Consider the following 19,475-nt stretch of genomic DNA (forward strand, 5'->3'; position numbering starts at 1 on the left):
GTCTGATTCAGTTTGAAGACAAGCCACACGATTCTTGCCAAATGTCTACCAATCAATTGTTTTTGTAAAGTAAACGAGTGTATGTATCAGATGATCGAGGATATATTACCCATACAAATGAAAGGAATTATTGGTACTTATCAAAGCTACATTGATCACCAGATGGCAGCTTAGTAGCCTTTCAAGCCGAATCTAATGGGTTTATGATCTTGAGTTAAGGTCATTTTTATAGCAGTAGGGATATTATTGGGATGGATGTCAGATGGCATGCTCGTTTATATGAACACACAAGATCAGATGTCGTATTTTGAAAAAATAACAGAGGGTTTCGAGATTCGATCGTTCTTTAATAGTCTATACTCGATTAACGATAGGTTATTATTAGTTTTACAAAAAGCAGCAACTCTTTATCTTAAGAGTTGCTGCTTTTTGTGCTGAATAGGAATACTTGTACATATAATGGCAAAGAATAGTTAGAATGAAGGTGGTGTGACGATTGGAGCGATTTACGAAAAATAGATTTTTTGTCGTCTTAATTTATGCAATATTACTATTAGTAGTTATTTATTTTATGCTTTTGTTAAAGCCGATTCTTGCAACCATTTTTTCATTCTTAAAGGCTGTTCTCGGACCTTTTATCGTTGCTATGATTATTTCTTACATTCTGAATCCTATCGTTACTATGTTACATGAACGGAAAGTCCCACGAACGATGGCTGTATTATTAATCTATGCTGTTTTTTGTACGATTTTAACCGTGATTATTATTAACTTTATTCCTATGTTCCTCGAACAGATGCAAGAGTTGAATAAACACTTACCTGAACTTTCCATGCGAGCCCAAGGACTAGTTACAGATTTTAATAATAACGCACTTCTACCAGAAAGTTTACGCGAAGGTGTCAATAAATCATTAGTATTAATGGAACGTCGCATCTCAGAAACATTACTTACTTTTGTCAACAATATTGGTGAGATGGTTGGTGCTTTATTCGTAGTTTTTGTTGTACCATTTCTAGCGTTTTACATTTTGAAAGATTTTGATGTGTTTGAACGTGCAGTAATAAGGTATGTTCCTAAGTCTCATCGTAAAAACACGGTTAGATTGTTGAAGGACATAGATGATGCATTGGGCAGTTATATACGGGGACAACTATTAGTATGTGTCATTGTTGGAACGTTAGCGTATGTAGGATATTTATTAGTGGGCATGCCTTATGCATTACTACTAGCGAGCATCGTTGCAGTTACCAATGTCATCCCATATGTCGGACCTTTTATTGGAGCTGCACCAGCTTTATTGATGGCATCAACAGTTTCTGTAAAAATGATGCTGCTTATCGTCATCGTTAATACAATCTGTCAAATTCTTGAAGGTAACATTATTTCTCCACAAGTAGTAGGTCGTACATTACATTTACATCCACTATTGATCATCTTTGCACTCATCGTAGGTGGTCAAGTTGCAGGAATTATTGGAATGATTCTTGCTGTTCCGATATTTGCTACAGGAAAAGTGATTGTACAGCATATGTTTGCTTACTATGTTCGAAGAAAGATTATTTGACAGCTATATAGTCACTAGCTATAATTTGTACAGAAGTAATATAAGTTGTAGTTCATAAAGCAGTCTTTGATAACGATGATTAACTTCATAGTTTATTCGACATCGAATATGAAGCGAACTTGGAAAGTCAGGGCCGCGTGTACCAATTACGTACACTTGAGTTTCCTCCTTCCTCAAGTGCGCTCCATCTTCTCGATTCTGAAAGCATGCTTTATTAACCTTCATTGGAAGAGGTAGTTCAAAAAGTTAGACAATCAATAACAACAAAACGTCGACGAAATCAATTATGTTATAGCCCATTAGCCAGAGATAGCGTTCCTTTTCATAATGAATTGGTTGGAAGAGCGCTTCTAATGAAGGATAACAGAAAGCTATTTTCTGAGTGTGAGTGAAACTCATCGGGTGGACCCGTTATTGTCCTTGAAGGCGATTGTGATGCTATGCTCACAATAACCAGGGTGGTACCGCGAAATAACATTCGTCCCTGTTTTAACAGGGGCTTTTTTTGTTTTCATTTACTAAACAAATTAGCAATAACTTACAGTCATCTACGAAAAGGTTAAGCTTTCGATGTAACTTTTCATTACAGAGAAGTATATCGAATATTATATGAAAAGTTAGATTATGCTTACGTTGCAATTTTTCGTTGCATAGTCGTATAACAGTCATCTACGAAAAATTTTAGGAGGTCATAAAATGAAAGCAAGTGAAATTCGCGCGAAATGGTTAGCTTTTTTTGAAAGTAAAGGACATGCTGTTGAACCTAGTGCTTCTCTAGTTCCACATAATGATCCATCTCTACTATGGATTAATGCAGGTATGGCTCCATTAAAATCATACTTTGATGGTCGTGAAATCCCAGCAAATCCACGTATTACGAACTCACAAAAATGTATACGTACAAATGATATTGAGAATGTTGGTAAAACTCGTCGTCATCATACATTTTTCGAAATGCTTGGTAACTTCTCTATTGGTGATTATTTCAAGGAAGAAGTTATAACTTGGGCGTGGGAATTCTTAACGGATAAGAAGTGGATTGGATTCGATCCAGAGCGACTTTCTGTTACTGTTTATCCTGAGGATGAGGAAGCTTATCGTTACTGGAATGAGAAGATTGGCTTGCCAGCAGAACGCATTTATAAATTAGAAGAAAATTTCTGGGATATTGGTGAAGGTCCTTGCGGTCCATGTACAGAGATATTCTATGATCGTGGCGATAAATATGGTGATCTTAATGATCCAGAATGTTGGCCAGGTGGGGAGAATGAGCGTTTCCTAGAAGTATGGAACCTTGTATTCTCACAATTCAACCATAATAAAGATGGTAGCTATACTCCGCTTCCGAATAAAAACATCGATACAGGTGCTGGTTTAGAACGTATCACATCGATCCTGCAAGATGCAGAATCAAACTTTGATACAGACCTATTTATGCCGATTATTAATTGCACATGTGAAATCGCAGGCGTGTCATATAAAGTATCAGAAGATCAAGACGTAGCGTTGAAAGTTATCGCGGACCATGTTCGTACTGTTGTATTTGCAGTAGGTGATGGCGTTATGCCTTCTAATGAAGGCCGTGGTTATATCATCCGTCGTTTGCTTCGTCGTGCAGTACGTTACGGTAAAGCACTAGGTGTAGACAAGCCATTCCTATATGGACTTACAGGCATCGTTGGTGATGTAATGGGTGTCTACTATCCAGAAGTAGTGGAAAAACGTGAATTTATTGAAAAAGTGATTAGAACAGAGGAAGAACGCTTCCACGAAACATTATCTGATGGTCTTGTATTACTATCTAATCTAGTTGATCATGCAAAAGCAAATAAAATCACTGTAATTAATGGTGATGATGCTTTCAAATTGTACGATACTTATGGATTCCCATTTGATTTAACTGAAGATTTTGCTATGGAGCAAGGAATGACTGTAGATCGTGAAGGTTTCGATGCTGCAATGGAAGCACAACGTGAACGTGCTCGTTCTGCACGTCAAGATGCAGGATCTATGAAGGTTCAAGGTGGTCCTCTTGCTGATCTTACGATTAAAAGTCAATTTGTTGGCTATACTGAATTGGTAGTAAAATCCACAATTACAGCACTTGTAACAGAAGATCAACTTCTTGAAGAAGCGGGTGCAGGTACGCAAGTATTACTATTGCTTGATACGACACCATTCTATGCAGAAAGTGGAGGTCAAATCGGTGATAGAGGTACAATTACTGGTGAAGGTTTCGTAATTGAAGTAGAAAACGTTACGAAAGCACCTCATGGACAAACCCTTCATCACGCAGTAGTCGTAGAAGGTATAGCGAAAGTGAATGCGGAAGTAACAGCACAAGTGAACAAATCTGTTCGTGAAGATGTTGTGAAAAATCATACAGCGACACATTTACTACACAAAGCTTTGAAAGAAGTACTGGGTGATCATGTTAATCAAGCAGGTTCTTTAGTAGAAGGTGAACGTCTGCGCTTTGACTTCTCGCATTTCGGTTCTATTACTGCTGAGGAACTCGTAGATATTGAAAGAAGAGTAAATGAGCAAATTTGGCTTGGTACTCCAGTAGTTATCCAGCAAAAGAAAATTGACGAAGCGAAAGCAATGGGCGCTATGGCGTTGTTCGGTGAGAAATATGGTGATGTTGTACGTGTCGTACAAGTCGGCCAATACTCAATTGAACTTTGCGGTGGTTGTCATGTTAACAACACTTCTGAAATCGGACTGTTCAAATTACTAAGTGAAAGTGGTATCGGTTCTGGTGTGCGTCGTATTGAAGCAGTAACTGGAAAACAAGCGTATCTTTATTATGAATCTCAACTTGAAGTATTGAAACAAGCAGCATCACAATTGAAAACTAACGTAGCGGATGTACCAAAACGTATTGATGCACTAAACGGCCAAGTGAAAGAATTAATGCGCGACAATGAATCTCTACAAAACAAACTAAGTCATATAGAAGCAGGTTCATTACTAGATGCCGTTGTTAAAGTAGGAGAAGTTTCAATTCTAACTGCAAAAGTAAATGCATCCAATATGGAAGCTTTACGTAGTATTGTAGATGAGTTGAAAACAAAACTTCCTACAAGCGTTATCGTACTAGGTGCAACAGCAGAAGATAAAGTTAATCTGGCAGCAGCAGTTTCTCAAGATCTTGTGAAAAAAGGCTTCCATGCAGGTAAAATTATTAAAGAAGCAGCTCAGCTATGTGGTGGTAATGGCGGTGGTCGTCCTGATATGGCGCAAGCTGGCGGTAAAGATGTAGAAAAAATTGATCAAGCATTGAAACTTGCACAGGAACTAGTTGTTAGCCAAGCAAATGTGATATAGTAGAACTAAGCCATATGGTATGGCATACGTATTAGGGGGTGTTGCTGATGAGTTCAATGGATCAGACGATGAAGTTTAACGTGAAAATTGAGGGTGATGATTCCTCAGAAGATGTTCTGCTTAAGGTATATGATGCCTTACTTGAGAAAGACTATAATCCGATTAACCAGATCGTCGGCTATTTGTTGTCAGGAGACCCCGCTTACATCCCGCGTCATAACAATGCTAGAAGTATGATCGGCAAGAAAGAGCGTGATGAGCTTATTGAAGAGTTAGTTCGCTTTTATCTCTTGCATAAGAAAGAGTAATTGAGGGGCCGAACAAATATGAGAGTCATGGGTTTGGATTATGGTGATCGTCGCATTGGTGTTGCAATAAGCGATGCATTTCGATGGACGGCACAAGGACTAACCGTAGTTGAGACAAGAAGAGACGGTGGAGAGCTCGACAGACTTGTGGAAATTGCACTTGAAAATGAGGTTTCTGAGGTCGTGGTTGGCCTTCCAAAGAACATGAACGGTACGATCGGTCCACGCGGTGAGATTTGTAAGGCATTTGCCCAGCAAATTGGGGAAAAGCTTGGATTACCTGTTCACCTTTGGGATGAAAGATTGACCACAGTAGCTGCGGAACGAACATTAAAAGAAGCTGAGATCAGTCTAAAGAAGCGCAAACAAGTGATAGATAAGATGGCAGCTACACTTATTTTGCAAAATTATCTTGATTCTAAATGAAAAGGTGAGGGTAAAAATGGCTAATAACGAGCAAAACTATGAAGAACCAGAAATTATCTACATTCCAGACGAAGATGGCAACGAGGAAGAATTTGAAGTCATTATGAAATTTGAAGTGGATGATTCCGATAAAAAATATATGATGGTTGTTCCTCTTATTTCTGAAAATGAGGAAGAAGACGAAGTCTACGCTTTCCGTTATGAAGAAGAAGGCGATGATCTTCAATTGTTCACGATTGATGATGAAGAAGAGTGGGCAATTGTTGAAGAAACATTTAACACATTGCTTGGCGAGTTGGAGGAATAATTGTAATGGCTTTTCAACAACCAAATACTGCTCCAATCATTCAAGACACACTAAAAGAACACTTTGGTCAAGAAATCGAACTTGTTACTGATGATGGAAGTGTTGAAGCTTTCTTCATTACACAAGAATTTGTATGGGGAGACATTACATATGTTGTCCTACAAACAGAGACGATGAAGGCTGAAGACGAAGTTGAATTTCTTCGAGTGTACAAACAAAATGACGAAGTTGAACTAGAGAGCATCGTAGATGAAGAAGAATGGGAAGCTATTTCTGAAGCATATGATGATCTGCAATTTGTCAGTGATGAAAGACCTTAATTGAAAATACTTATACAAAAAGAGCGGCATATCACCGCTCTTTTTGACGAGTACATTCAAAAAGGCTACTTGTGATTTCATGGTATAGTTCAGAATTATAATTTAAAAAGAATTTTTAACTGATTCAAAGTTAATCATAATGTCCGAAGAACGGATAGATATTGAGGTGTTAGATTCTTGGAGAATGTAGAAAAATCTATAGAAGAAAATAAAAAGAAGCCAAAGAGGAAACGTAATAAACCTAAGAAATGGGTTGTTTCTTTTTGGGTGTGTTTCTCATTGCTTTTCTTTATGTTGCTTGTTGCTGCTAGCGGCCTATTCTATTTGTGGAATCAACTTGAACCAACAAAATCGGGATCTCCTATTGAAGTAACTATAGCAAAAGGCAGCTCTGCTAATAGTGTAGCAAAGGTTCTTGAAGATAATGGAATAATAAAAAATGGATTTATTTTTGGCTATTATTTGGTATTGAAAGACGAGGGTGACAACTTCAAAGCTGGAAAGTATGAATTAACACCTGGCATGGACAAAGCAGAAGTTATTGCAAAATTAAATGCAGGTGATGTGATCGCTCAAGAAACGATTACATTTACGATTCCAGAAGGCTTCACAATTGCTCAAATGGCGGACAAGCTATCGACTGAGGGACTTGTAGATAAAGAAAAGTTCATTTCTTTAACGAAAGAGTCTCGTAGTTGGTCAGGTGCAGAAAATGTGCTTAACATCCCACAGGAAGCTACGGAGTTAATTAATCGCTTGGAAGGTTATCTTTTCCCTGATACGTATGAAGTTGTCAAAGGTAGTACGGAAGAGGAGATTATAATACGTATGTTGAAGGAGCAAGATCGTAAGCTTGCTACTTTACCAGAGAATTGGCCTGATGAGTTAGAGAAGTTAGGAATATCGATGCATGAATTGTTAACGATCGCTTCATTAATTGAGCGTGAAGTGGTTGTTGATAGTGAACGTGCTACTGTTGCTGGTGTTATCTATAACCGTTTGAAGGAACCAATGCGATTACAAATTGATGCGACGATTCAATACGCATTAGGGGAACAAAAGGAATTATTGTCAATAGAAGATACGAAGCTCGATAGCCCTTATAACACTTATGTTATTGATGGAATACCTCCTGGACCGATAGCTACGCCAAGTTTAGAATCTATTAAGGCAGCGCTATATCCAGAAGAACATAAATTCTATTATTATGTAACGAAGAAAGATGGAACTCAGTCACATCTATTTGCTGAGACTTATAATCAACATCTAAGAAATATTGAAAAAAGTAAGGAGACGGCTCAGTAATGAGCCGTTTACTTTGGTGAGGTGAGCGTCAATGTCATATAATCCAGAATTGTTGTGTACTGCTGCTAACTTAGATGAATGTATACAATTGTTAGATGCAGGAGCTAATGCAATATTAGTAGGGGAAGCTAAATTTGGTAGTAGATTAGCAGGTCAATTTGATCTTGATATGATTAAAGAGGCTGTTACTATAGCACACGCCAGAAATGGTAAGCTTTACGTTTCCATGAATAATCTTATTGATAATGCAACGGTAGAATTACTTCCAGCTTATTTGACTGCCTTGGCAGAGTATGAAGTAGATGCAATCGTTTATGGAGACCCAGCAGTGCTTGTAGCTGCTAAGGAATACGCACCTAATGTAAGTCTTCATTGGAATGCTGAAATGACTTCTACGAACTACGCGACAGCTGAGTATTGGGCTCGTCGCGGTACATCACGTTATGTATTAGCACGCGAATTGAATATGGAACAAGTAGTAGATACTAAAGAAAAAAGTGTGTTACCAATTCAAGTGCAAGTTCATGGTATGACGGCAATGTATCATTCCAAAAGATCTCTTATTCAAAGTTATACAGACTATCATGGTGAACAAGAGAGACATGCAAATATTCAAAAAGCTGCTGGATTATATCTAATGGAAAATGATCGACCAGATGAACGATATCCTATCTTTGAAGATGAATATGGAACACATATTATGAGCTCTGATGATATTTGTATGATAGAAAATTTGCATGAATTACTAGATTGTAAAGTAGATAGTTTGAAAATTGAAGGTATCTTGAAATCTACGGAGTATAACGTTGAAATTGTTAAAGCATATCGAAAGGCAATTGACGAGTATTTAGTTGATCCTGAACACTATGAATTTGATGAGCAATTGATGGACTCGATAAGAGAGATTCAAGATCCAACTCGCGAATTAAGCTACGGTTTCTTCTTCAAAGAACAAGTATATTAATCGTTGGAGTATTGGGCCATGATAGTTTTGAACTACTTTTTATATAATAAAGGTTATAAAAGTCCGCTTTTTGAACTACCTTTTTGAAAAGTTTTAGGAGGTGCATCACATGGGTACAACTTTGAAACATCAACGACGCTATTATGGCACTCGTAATCGATTAGAGCGTCCAGAGCTATTAGCACCAGCTGGAAACTTAGAAAAGCTAAGATTCGCTGTTCATTATGGAGCAGATGCAGTCTACATCGGCGGTCAGTCTTATGGACTACGATCTAACGCAGATAACTTTAGTTTCGAAGAGATGAAGGAAGGCGTAGAATTTGCTGCACGATATGGAGCAAAAGTATTCGTTGCAACGAACATTTACGCTCATAACGAAGACGTAGAAGGTATTGAACAATATTTGCGTAATCTAGAAGAAGCAGGAATTGCAGCTATTATTGCTGCTGATCCTATTATTGTAGAAACAGCTCAACGTGTTGCTCCTAAAATGGAAGTTCACTTGAGCACACAACAGTCCGTACTTAACTGGAAAACTGTTCAATTCTGGAAAGATGAAGGTCTACCTCGAGTTGTGTTAGCTAGGGAGACAAGCTTTGAAGAAATTGAACAAATCAAGAAAAATGTTGATGTTGAGCTTGAAGCTTTCATCCACGGGGCGATGTGCTCTTCATTCTCAGGTCGTTGTGTGCTTTCTAATCACTTTACTGACCGAGATTCTAATCGTGGCGGTTGCTGTCAATCATGCCGCTGGAAATATGATTTATTTCTAGAAGGGGCACCGGTTAATGAGGGGGAAGAAGATCCCTTCACGATGGGCTCGAAAGATTTGGGTATGTTAGAACATATACCTGATCTTATTGATGTGGGAATTGATAGCTTTAAAATTGAAGGCAGAATGAAAAGCATTCATTATGTTGCTACAGTAGTTAATGCTTATCGTCAAGCAATTGATGCTTATATGGCTGATCCAGAGCAGTATGAGGTTAAGCAAGAATGGATTGATGAAATTCATAAAGCGGCTAATCGCCCTCTTAATACAGGTTTCTTCCTTGATGTTCCAGGAGCTGAGGATCATATTTATACTGCAGAAGATAAAGTGGCGCCTTATGACTTTGCTGGTGTAGTACATGAATATGATGCTGCTACTCAGTTCGCAATCATTGAACAACGTAACCATTTCAAAGTAGGTCAAGAAGTAGAATTTGTTGGTCCCAATGGTCGTTTTTTCAAGCAAACCGTAACGGAAATTACTGATCTTGATGGAAACACACTAGATGTCGCTCGTCATCCGCTACAAAAAATTCGTATTCGTACGTTAAAACCAGTAGAGCCGATGGACATGATGCGTAAAAAGATACGCTAATAAAATAGAAAATATGACAAGACTCCCTTTATTTCGTATAAATGGAGTCTTTTTCATTTTAAAGATTGACAATCAAACGCAGATAGAAAATAATAGGAACTAGTATACATAAAATTAATAGAAGCTAAATCGCTATTTGTGAAAGCGCTTTTACAATGAGGTTGAAGGGCGGGGCAATCAGATGAAGAATGATAAAAAAGTCGAACTCAAAAAAGATGTAGTGAAATCTAATGTTGTAGCCAAGTATAAAACGAATCCGCTTCAATCTGTTGGTATCAAGTTGTTCCTTTACATTATGGGAGGGATTCTTGCCTGCGTTATTACGATGGGAACACTAGCGTATAATCAATCGAAAGGAATTATTGAAGGAAAGGCGTCTGAGTCTAGTCAACAAATCGTTAATCAGCTTGGTGCTAACCTCGATAATATATTAAAGACTTACGAAGAAATAACATTACAATTGATGGTTGATAATGAATTTCATAAAAGTGTAGATGTTGTTGTAGCTAACGAAGATGAGTTTTCAAAATTCGAATCGATCAAAGCTTTAACGACAAAACTGCAAAGCTTTATATTTGGTAATGCTAGTATTACAGGTATAGCTCTTATTCCCCTTGATAGTAATCTTAATATTATTACTGCTGGAAGTTCTCAACTTACTAAAGTAGAACGCTTAGCGAAGGAAGAATGGATTCAAGAAGCGATTGATGCAGCAGGCCGGGCGGTGTGGTTACCTTCAAGTCCAGAAGCGATAACGCATGCGGGAACGACACCTAGCTTTGGTATTGCTAGAGTAATTAAAAATCCAACTTCAAGTAAAGCGTATTATGTTTTACTATTGGATGTTTCGACAAAAGGCATACAAGAACAAATTGATAATGTGAATCTGGGTTCTGATAGTGGAATATCGATCGTTAATAGTAACAATGAATATATGACCAATGCAGATCCTAAACTTGTACAAAGCGTGGCTCCATTCCAAATAAATGTTGATGAAGAAGAGAAAAGTACTCGCGAAACTCTTAGTGGTATAGGAGAGGTATTATTAATTCATAAAAAATTAGGTTATTCAGATTGGTACTTAACAGGACAAATTCCTGTAAATGAACTAGTCAAAGATACTGTAGTTATTCGTCAATTAACGGTTTCCGTAGCAATCGCAGCTGCAGTAATTGCAATCATTATCTCCGCAATTGTTATGCTAACGATAAGCAGACCTCTTGTTCAGTTAAGAAATCTTATGAATGAAGGTGCGAAGGGAGATCTAACGGTTCGTTCCAAAAATAACAAACGTAAAGATGAAATAGGTCAATTAAGTAACAGTTTTGATTCTATGATGATACAAATAACTTCGTTAGCAACACAAACCAAAATTTCTGCAGACGCAGTAATGGTAACAGCAAAGACATTGACGAATGCATCGAACAAAACAGCAGTCTCTGCTAAAGAGATTGCTATCGCTACAGAAGAGATAGCCAACGGTTCAACAAGTCTGGCTGTAGAAGCAGAACGAGGTAATGATCTGACAGTAATGATTAACGATCAGATGAGGCAAGTGCTTAGTGCCAATCAAGAAATGGTACAATCCGCATATGAAGTAGAAAGTGCGAGTGGCAAAGGTACTGCCTATATGGCAGAATTAATTGAAAAGACTGGAATGACCGAAGAAATGACTCGTGAAATGGTCGAGAAGGTCGACTCCTTGAAAGATAGTACACGTTCAATTGTGCAAATATTAGATGTACTTAATGCAGTAACCAAACAAACGAATATACTATCATTGAATGCAACGATTGAGGCGGCGAGAGCTGGTACAGCAGGCCGCGGATTTATGGTAGTAGCGAATGAAATTCGTGGACTTGCAGACCAATCTACGCAATCTATCGATGTAGTAGCACAAATTACTGATCGAATTCAGTCAGAAATCGTTGAGACAGTTGAAGTGTTGTCTAAAGCATATCCAATGTTCCAAGAACAGATTAATTCGGTGAAAGAAGCAAATAGTATTTTTGTAAGTGTTCAAGGTCAGATGAATCATCTTATAAGTCGACTAGAAGATGTAACGCAATCTGTTAATAAGCTTGAAGCATCACAAACTGTCTTGAATGAAGCGATGACAAATGTAAGCGCAGTGGCTCAGCAATCTTCAGCAACCTCAGAGGAAGTTGCAAGTCTAAGTAATGAGCAATTGAGTATTAGTGATAATCTAGTAACATTATCAACTGAGCTTAATGAAGTTTCTACTAAATTAAAAGATTCATTAGCTCAATTTAAAGTTGAATAAAGATAACGTGAAAACTGTAAAAGATAACGAATCACTTGTTATCTTTTACAGTTTTTTGTTGTTTTTAAAATATTAGTTCGATAATACTATATTTGTTGATAACTAGAATATTTATTGCTACTTTTTACCTGCTTTAGCAAAATTCAAATATATGTATAGAATTAGTAGATTCTAAATGGTAAAATAGTAGTTATGTATTCTGAATTAATGATATTGCTTTATAAAAAAATAAGGTGGTGCTAGTCAGCATGAAGAAGTTTCTTGAAAAAGACAGTACTGTTAATGGACAGGATTCTCAAGAAAAAACTAATTCTTTGAAAAAAAATCTAGAAATTTTAGGTAAGTCCGCTAAAAGTAAAATGCAAGAAATAAAGAGTAAAGAGAAAATCAGTATATTGAATAGTATTGGAATACAATTATTTGTAATTATTTTTATTAGTATAGTTCTATGTGTTGTAACAGTAGGAACAATTTCTTATCAAAAATCTAAAGGATTAATTGAGAGCAATGTGTCCAATGCAAGTATTCAGACGATCAAGCAAGTTAGTAATAGTTTAGATACAGTATTTAAGAGTTATATTGATACTTCGTTCCAGATTATGTTCGATAGTGTATTTGTTGAGAACATGAATACATTACAAACAACAGATAATACATATGAGAAAATTAAAACGACTAAATTAATTACGGATAAATTATCTACATACATGGTAACGAATAAAGTAATAACTAACATTACAATTATTCCAGCAAGTGATATTATAGAGCCTATTGCTACTGGACAAACTGTAGATTCTGATAGCACCAAGAAAGATGCACAAACGTATCGTAATACGGAATGGTATAAGGAAAGTGTAATTAAAAATGGTATGGAACATTGGATTGAGCCACAAGCAGAAGGTATAAGTCAGTCGCCAGCTTATAAATCCGTTGGACTTTCTCGTATGGTTCGAAATATGAACAATCCTGACTTATCATTTATATTAGTTTTGGAATTCGACATTAATAGTTTCTTTGAAGCTGCAACGAAGGTAGATTTGGGTGATGGCAGTGAGATTGTTATTGTAAACAGTAACAATGAATATGTTATGGCACCAGATGATACTAAGTATGGTCAAACGCCTAATATTGCAATTCCAAAAGCTGAAGCCGATGCTGAGGCTGAAGAAGTAACATCAGGTAGTTTGAAACTTACTGGAGCTAATAATCAACAATATTTAGCGATTTTTGAGAGCTTACTAAGTAATGAAAATTGGAAAGTGGTTGCATCAATACCAACCGATAATCTTATTGAGCAAGCTGCACCAATACGTAATTTGACAATTATTACTTCAATTATTGCTGCATTACTTGCAATAGGAATCGGTATTATTGTTATTCTATTTATTGGAAGACCGTTGAACTATGTAACAGAATTGATGCAAAAAGGTGCACAAGGAGATCTAACAGTACGATCAACTCTTAAGAGGCGTAACGATGAGATAGGATTACTATCCAATAACTTTAATGAGATGATGGAGCAAATCGCAATTCTAGCTACACAAACAACGGTATCTGCTGCAGCCGTATTAAAGACAGCTGCGGAATTAACAGATGCTTCTGAAAAAACTTCAATAGCAGCGAAAGAAATTGCAATTGCTACTGACGAGATAGCCGGAGGCGCTTCAAGTCTTGCTATGGAAGCAGAAAAAGGTACAGATCATACGAATACGCTTAATGATCAAATGAAGCAAGTGAATGAATATAATGTACAAATGTCGATTTCCGCAAATGAAGTTGAACATGCAAGTCTTCAAGGTATTACTTATATGGGCGTGTTAATTGATAAAACAGGTACTACGGAACAAATGACACGTGCAATGGTTGATAAAGTTAATGCATTAAAAGTAAGTACTTCATCGATTGTGAAAATTCTTGATGTATTGAATAATGTAACGAAGCAAACAAACATTTTGTCATTAAACGCAACGATTGAAGCTGCTCGCGCAGGTGCTGCTGGTAAAGGCTTTATGGTAGTGGCAGATGAAATTAGACAGCTTGCCGATCAATCCAAAAATTCAATTGAGGTTGTAGCGCAAATAACGCGTACAATTACTAGTGAAATTGAAGAAACGGTTACAGTATTATTAGAAGCATATCCATTGTTCCAAGAGCAAATTGGTTCTGTTAAAGAGGCTAATCAATTATTCTTAACCGTTCAAGCTCAGATGGAAACATTTAAGCAAAGTATGAAACAAGTAACGGATGCCTTTGTTGAATTAAACAAATCACAAGAGATTTTAAGTGATTCTATGAATAATGTTAGTGCAGTAGCGCAACAATCTTCTGCAACTTCTGAGGAAGTAGCTTCTCTAAGTACAGAACAATTAAGTATTAGTCAAAATCTAGTTGATTTGTCAGGTAAACTTCAGACGGTTTCTACTGGATTGAAGGATTCCCTTTCCAAGTTCAAAATTTAATCAATTTGAAGAGCTATCGATGTGTTAATTCACACCGATAGCTCTTTTTGTGCTTCATATTAAGTAATGTTTTCGTTTAATCTACTTAGAAAGTAGTCATACTAAAGATATTATGATGATAATGGAGTAGATAACAATGCAGCGAAGAGTAATCTGGATAGCGATCGTATTTACTAGCGTTATGTTTGTTTATACATGTCGACTTATCTACTTACAAATAAGTCCAACGACTACTATGTTTCAACAGCATGGAAGTAAATATAAATATTATGATTGGCGCCAAGGGGCGGTTAATCAACGGATGAAGAAATTGATGGTTGATGATGGCAGAGGTCATTTTGTTGATGAACATGGATTATCAATTACAAGTCAAAAATACGATACGGTTGCATTTTTCCCAGTCCACGCATGGAAGGAAATAGATGCTACACGATTTGATCAACTTGCTACTATTTTAGATAAATCTTCAGATCAGTTACAAGAGTTTGTAAGTGTTTTAGAAAGTGCCTCTTTCTTAGAAGATAAGTCAAGAGAACCGATCAGACTAACTGAGCAACAAGTGCATGACATACAAGCGTTGCATTTATATGGCCTAGAAGTCGTCACATATCGTGATCGTTATCCAGAGCAATATGAACAGAAGCATTTTATTGGGGCTGTTGCTGAATATCCGGAGTGGGCTGATAAGGTGTACAGCTCTGAGATAAAAAATTTAACTAATTGGAGTAGGGACAGTAAAGTTGGAATATTAGGTCTAGAATATTCTCTTGATCGATACCTACATGGACTAGGGCCGTCCTACATATCATACACATTAGATGGAAGGTATGATCTATTATCTGGTATTGGCATGAGGAGAATGGAGTCGAGTAATCCTTACTATCCGCTTACCATTGTAACGACAATTGATCTTGATCTTCAAAATAAGATAGAACGATACTTGGACGAGAAACATGTTACTGAAGGGGCCATAGTATTGCTCGATGTTACTAATGGTGATGTAAAAGCAATGGTATCCAGGCCACAATTATTACCTGGGCAATTAAGCATGGGTAATGATAGTGTTCTTAAAAATCACGCTCTAACCGCATATTCACCAGGATCCATATATAAAATTGTAACGGCAGCAGCAGCATTAGAGTATGGGGTTGTAGACGAAGATGAACATTTTTATTGTAATGGTGAATACGGCAGATATGGGCTATCGTGCTGGAAAAAAGGCGGACATGGTGACCAGACATTGGAAGAAGCATTCGCTAACTCGTGCAATGTTGTGTTTGCAACATTATCCGAACGTCTTTCAGCAAATCAATTATATGAAACAGCAAATGCACTGGGTGTAGTTCAAAAAGTAGGATGGCATCAAGATAAAGCGAAAGCACCAATTACGTCTCCTATTCGATTATTAGCAGAGGAAGAGAATGGTCTTGTGTTTCATGATCTGAATACGAAAGATGGTGGAATCATTGCACAATCAAGTATAGGTCAGCGTGATGTTCATCTAACGCCTTTACAAGCAGCCAATATGGTTGTAACTTTACTTAATCATGGGAGACAATACGAGAATAGAATTGTCTCACAAATAAATTATGCTGATGGTCAAGTATTAGCGCAGCTGCCAGTTCATCTAGGACATGAGAATAAATATAATATACATCCAGCTACGGCAGAAAAGATATTAAGATATATGCAATTAGTTGTTCAACAAGGAACAGGGCAGTCAATTAATCAAGGGCAATGGCATATAGCTGGTAAGTCTGGTACAGCACAATTAAGTGGCAAGCAATCAGGGCACAATGATCAATGGTTTGTCGGTTATGGTCCGACTGAGCAGCCCCAATATGCTCTATCCGTACTCGTACAAGATCAATCAAGTGGTACGAGAAATCAAGCTACACAAATATTCCGTGGAATTATGGATATTGTTGCAGCCCATGAATAGTAGCGATAGAGCATAACTATAAGAACAGTTAAAGAAGAGGCAGTATCAAGGTCGCTATTGGTGACTTTTGATACTGCCTCTTTATTTGTTCAATTGCCACATTATTATTCGTCCACTTTTTCAATACTTGTTTCTAACTTATCATATTCACCAATTGGTTTCCTAATCCATTGTTCAAAGTAGCCTTGGTCTAGTAATGCTTTGATGAGTATAAGTAGAATTGGTGATAGAATTAATCCAGCTACACCGAATAATGATAAGGAAATCATCATAAATGCTAACATTGTATATGCTGATACGCCTAAGGAATCACCAGTGATTTTTGGTTCAAGCATTTGTCTAGCTAGAACTACGACAAGCCATAGTACTGTAATCCAAATGGCTATTTCATAATCACCAATTACAAACAAATAAGTAATCCATGGGATGAAAATTGTACTTACGCCAAGTAAAGGTAATACGTCAAATATAGCTGCAACTAATGAAATAACTAAAGCATGATTAACCCCTAGTAATAATAAAGATATAAGTATAACTACAAAGGTAATACTTATTAATTTACTTTGTGCTTTAATGTAGATCCAAATACCTTTCAATACATTATCTCTCAAAAAGAAAAAGGCAGTTTTAAATGTATTAGGCGTTTTATTAGTAGCTAATTTTTTCCAATCTACAATTTCAATACTTAAGAAGTAAGCTAAGATTAGACCAATTGCAGCATTTACAACGAATGAAGTAAATGAAGTTATCGAGCCGATAACAAAAGTTAAACCATTTATTAACCAACCTTGTATAGTTGTAGAAGCCTGAGCCAATATATCTGTTAGTTTGTCTGTTAAGCTGATGTCGATAGGTAATTGATTCATCTGCTCTTGGAAATAGTGTAGCCATTTGTTAAGCTCTGCGGAGAACTGTTCCTGATATTGAGGGAGTAAGTTAACTAATTCAATCCCTTGAATGGTTGCAATAATAATAAGTGCTCCAATTAATCCAAGAACAATAAGAACGAATAGGACAGCTGAAATGGCAGAGGCTAAGCTTTTTTTCAATCCCCATTTATTAAGACGTCTTGCGAGAGGCTCAATACACATGAAAATAACAAAGGAGTAGAAAATTGGTTTTGCAATATTGTACACAATACTAAATAGCCACATAATAAGAAGGACTGTAACAACGATAAGCGCAATATCAAAAGCCGTTCTCCAATATTTTTTGTAGAAAGATAACAAGTCGCAATCATCCTTTCAAAACGTAGTATAGTTAGTAATATATCTATGCTTTACAAATATTCTTACTGATCTTGCTAGTGAGAATTCCATGCAATTATGATACAATAAAAGTTAGTGCACTTCGTTCTTATTATGTATTATATATTGACTATATCATTATTATAGTGAGGAAGACAATCATGGAAAACATATTAACTTGGGGATTTTATTTCATGACCTTCTACGCATTTATTCCTGGACTTTTAAGTAGAGTATTTGGATATCAAGTATTTAAGAAGGGGAAAGCGAATCATGAAATTGCGTTAACATTTGATGATGGACCAGACCCTATCTATACTGAACAGTTACTAGACTTATTGCAAAGATATGATGCTAAAGCAACTTTCTTTGTTGTAGGAGTACATGCGAAACAAAATCCTGAATTATTGAAAAGGATGAGAGATGAAGGTCATACAATAGGTGTTCATAATTATGAACATAAGACGAATTGGTTTATGAGACCTAAGACAGTTCGTAAACATATTGCAATGACTAATGATATTATTGAAGAGGTAACTGGACAACGTTCGATCTACTACCGACCGCCGTGGGGAATTGTTAATTTGTTCGACTATGGCAATGTATCACGTCTTAATATTATTTTATGGTCATCGATTTTTGGAGATTGGCATAAAAAATTAGATGCAAAGAAATTAGAAGTTAGATTAATGAGCAAGCTGAACGCTGGAGAAGTATTGCTACTACATGATTGTGGAAGAACGTTTGGTGCAGATGTAGATGCTCCGCGTAATATGCTAATTGCTTTGGAAGTATTTCTCGAAGAAGCAACATTAAGACAAATGAAAATGGTAAACATAGAAAGTATGATTAAAGTGACAGAACATAATAATAAGAAAACTTTATCTATAGGTAAAAAGATGATGGTGTCTTTGTGGTTAACTTGGGAGAAAGTATTTCATCAAGTTATGAGATTGAAAGATATTAAATCAAGCAATGGGTCTATGTTCCATTATCGTTTGATTAAATATAAAGGAAAACCACTACCTTTGAATAACGGTGAAGTGCTCTCACATGGTGATCAGATTGTTGAACTTCATTTTGATAATAAGAAATTATCCCAAATTGCATTTGCATCGAAAAATCCATTGGTCGTTGCTGTGAAGACGATTCGTGAAGTAGAACGAGCATTACCTGCATTAGCTTTACAAATTACGGATGAGGCAAAGAATACTCCAATTAAAGCAATACAAGGAATTACGATGATTAATCGAGGCGCTGATAAATTAGGTTTTTCAATCCATGATATGCCTAATGGAATATTTCTAGCTAGCTCTAAAATTTATTTGAAATGGTTAATGAAAATATTAACGCCAGCTCAAACTGCTACGGCTAACCGTCAAGTTCGAGAGCAAGTTCAAGAAGAACCTAGAATTTTACTTATGACGCTTGAGCGTCTTCAGCAATACATTCCACTTGATAATGTGTACAATGTTGCCAAACAACAAGAAATTATTAGTGCGAAGCAAGATGTACTAACATCGAATTAATGAAATATGAAATAAAAAAGATGTAGCGAGTAATGTTATTACTCGCTACATCTTTTTAGTATTCGCCGAAATTGCCATTGACATTTGCGTACAAAAAAAGCCTGCTGATTATCATCGATCA

General features: G+C 36.6%; 14 protein-coding genes. 13 read left to right on the forward strand and 1 reads right to left on the reverse strand.

Translation table 11 applies throughout. From position 1 onward, the window contains the following. Nucleotides 1-496 precede the first annotated feature (496 nt). The 12 genes from NV377_RS00405 to NV377_RS00460 all read left to right on the forward strand — a co-directional run bounded on the left by NV377_RS00405 (nt 497) and on the right by NV377_RS00460 (nt 16,578). Nucleotides 497-1,567 (forward strand): AI-2E family transporter, encoded by a 1,071-nt coding sequence (locus NV377_RS00405; protein ID WP_258199206.1) that lies wholly within the window; start codon nt 497-499, stop codon nt 1,565-1,567. Between the two features lie 696 nt (nt 1,568-2,263). Next, nucleotides 2,264-4,897, forward strand: a complete 2,634-nt coding sequence (gene alaS / locus NV377_RS00410) for an alanine--tRNA ligase (RefSeq protein ID WP_258199207.1) — start codon at nt 2,264-2,266, stop codon at nt 4,895-4,897. Between the two features lie 47 nt (nt 4,898-4,944). Continuing rightward, a complete protein-coding gene (locus tag NV377_RS00415) occupies nt 4,945-5,205 on the forward strand; it encodes an IreB family regulatory phosphoprotein (RefSeq protein ID WP_258199208.1) in 261 nt (86 codons plus the stop codon). Between the two features lie 18 nt (nt 5,206-5,223). Next, nucleotides 5,224-5,631, forward strand: coding sequence for a Holliday junction resolvase RuvX (ruvX, locus tag NV377_RS00420; RefSeq protein ID WP_258199209.1), 408 nt, complete (start codon nt 5,224-5,226; stop codon nt 5,629-5,631). 16 nt (nt 5,632-5,647) lie between these two features. Beyond that, entirely contained in the window at nt 5,648-5,938 is a 291-nt protein-coding gene (locus NV377_RS00425; RefSeq protein ID WP_258199210.1) for a DUF1292 domain-containing protein, read from the forward strand. Between the two features lie 5 nt (nt 5,939-5,943). Further along, nucleotides 5,944-6,258: a DUF1292 domain-containing protein gene (locus NV377_RS00430; protein ID WP_258199211.1), complete on the forward strand. Its 315-nt coding sequence runs from the start codon at nt 5,944-5,946 to the stop codon at nt 6,256-6,258. Nucleotides 6,259-6,435: 177 nt separating this feature from the next. Next, nucleotides 6,436-7,563 carry an endolytic transglycosylase MltG gene (gene mltG, locus NV377_RS00435; RefSeq protein ID WP_258199212.1) on the forward strand — a complete coding sequence of 376 codons (1,128 nt, stop codon included), beginning with the start codon at nt 6,436-6,438 and terminating at the stop codon, nt 7,561-7,563. A 31-nt stretch (nt 7,564-7,594) separates the two neighbouring features. Then, nucleotides 7,595-8,527 carry a peptidase U32 family protein gene (locus NV377_RS00440; protein ID WP_258199213.1) on the forward strand — a complete coding sequence of 311 codons (933 nt, stop codon included), beginning with the start codon at nt 7,595-7,597 and terminating at the stop codon, nt 8,525-8,527. A 109-nt stretch (nt 8,528-8,636) separates the two neighbouring features. After that, a complete protein-coding gene (locus NV377_RS00445) occupies nt 8,637-9,893 on the forward strand; it encodes a peptidase U32 family protein (protein WP_258199214.1) in 1,257 nt (418 codons plus the stop codon). A gap of 181 nt (nt 9,894-10,074) precedes the next feature. Beyond that, complete coding sequence (locus NV377_RS00450; protein ID WP_258199215.1) at nt 10,075-12,177, forward strand: methyl-accepting chemotaxis protein; 2,103 nt, start codon at nt 10,075-10,077, stop codon at nt 12,175-12,177. 248 nt (nt 12,178-12,425) lie between these two features. Beyond that, complete coding sequence (locus NV377_RS00455) at nt 12,426-14,636, forward strand: methyl-accepting chemotaxis protein (RefSeq protein ID WP_258199216.1); 2,211 nt, start codon at nt 12,426-12,428, stop codon at nt 14,634-14,636. A gap of 136 nt (nt 14,637-14,772) precedes the next feature. Continuing rightward, entirely contained in the window at nt 14,773-16,578 is a 1,806-nt protein-coding gene (locus NV377_RS00460; protein WP_258199217.1) for a peptidoglycan D,D-transpeptidase FtsI family protein, read from the forward strand. A gap of 104 nt (nt 16,579-16,682) precedes the next feature. Here the strand turns inward: NV377_RS00460 and ytvI are convergent, their stop codons facing one another. After that, nucleotides 16,683-17,807 (reverse strand): sporulation integral membrane protein YtvI, encoded by a 1,125-nt coding sequence (gene ytvI, locus NV377_RS00465; protein ID WP_258199218.1) that lies wholly within the window; start codon nt 17,805-17,807, stop codon nt 16,683-16,685. A 179-nt stretch (nt 17,808-17,986) separates the two neighbouring features. On the opposite strand from ytvI, the gene NV377_RS00470 reads away from it, so the two are divergent. After that, nucleotides 17,987-19,354, forward strand: coding sequence for a polysaccharide deacetylase family protein (locus NV377_RS00470; RefSeq protein WP_258199219.1), 1,368 nt, complete (start codon nt 17,987-17,989; stop codon nt 19,352-19,354). Nucleotides 19,355-19,475: the final 121 nt, after the last annotated feature.

Source organism: Paenibacillus endoradicis, assembly GCF_024721975.1.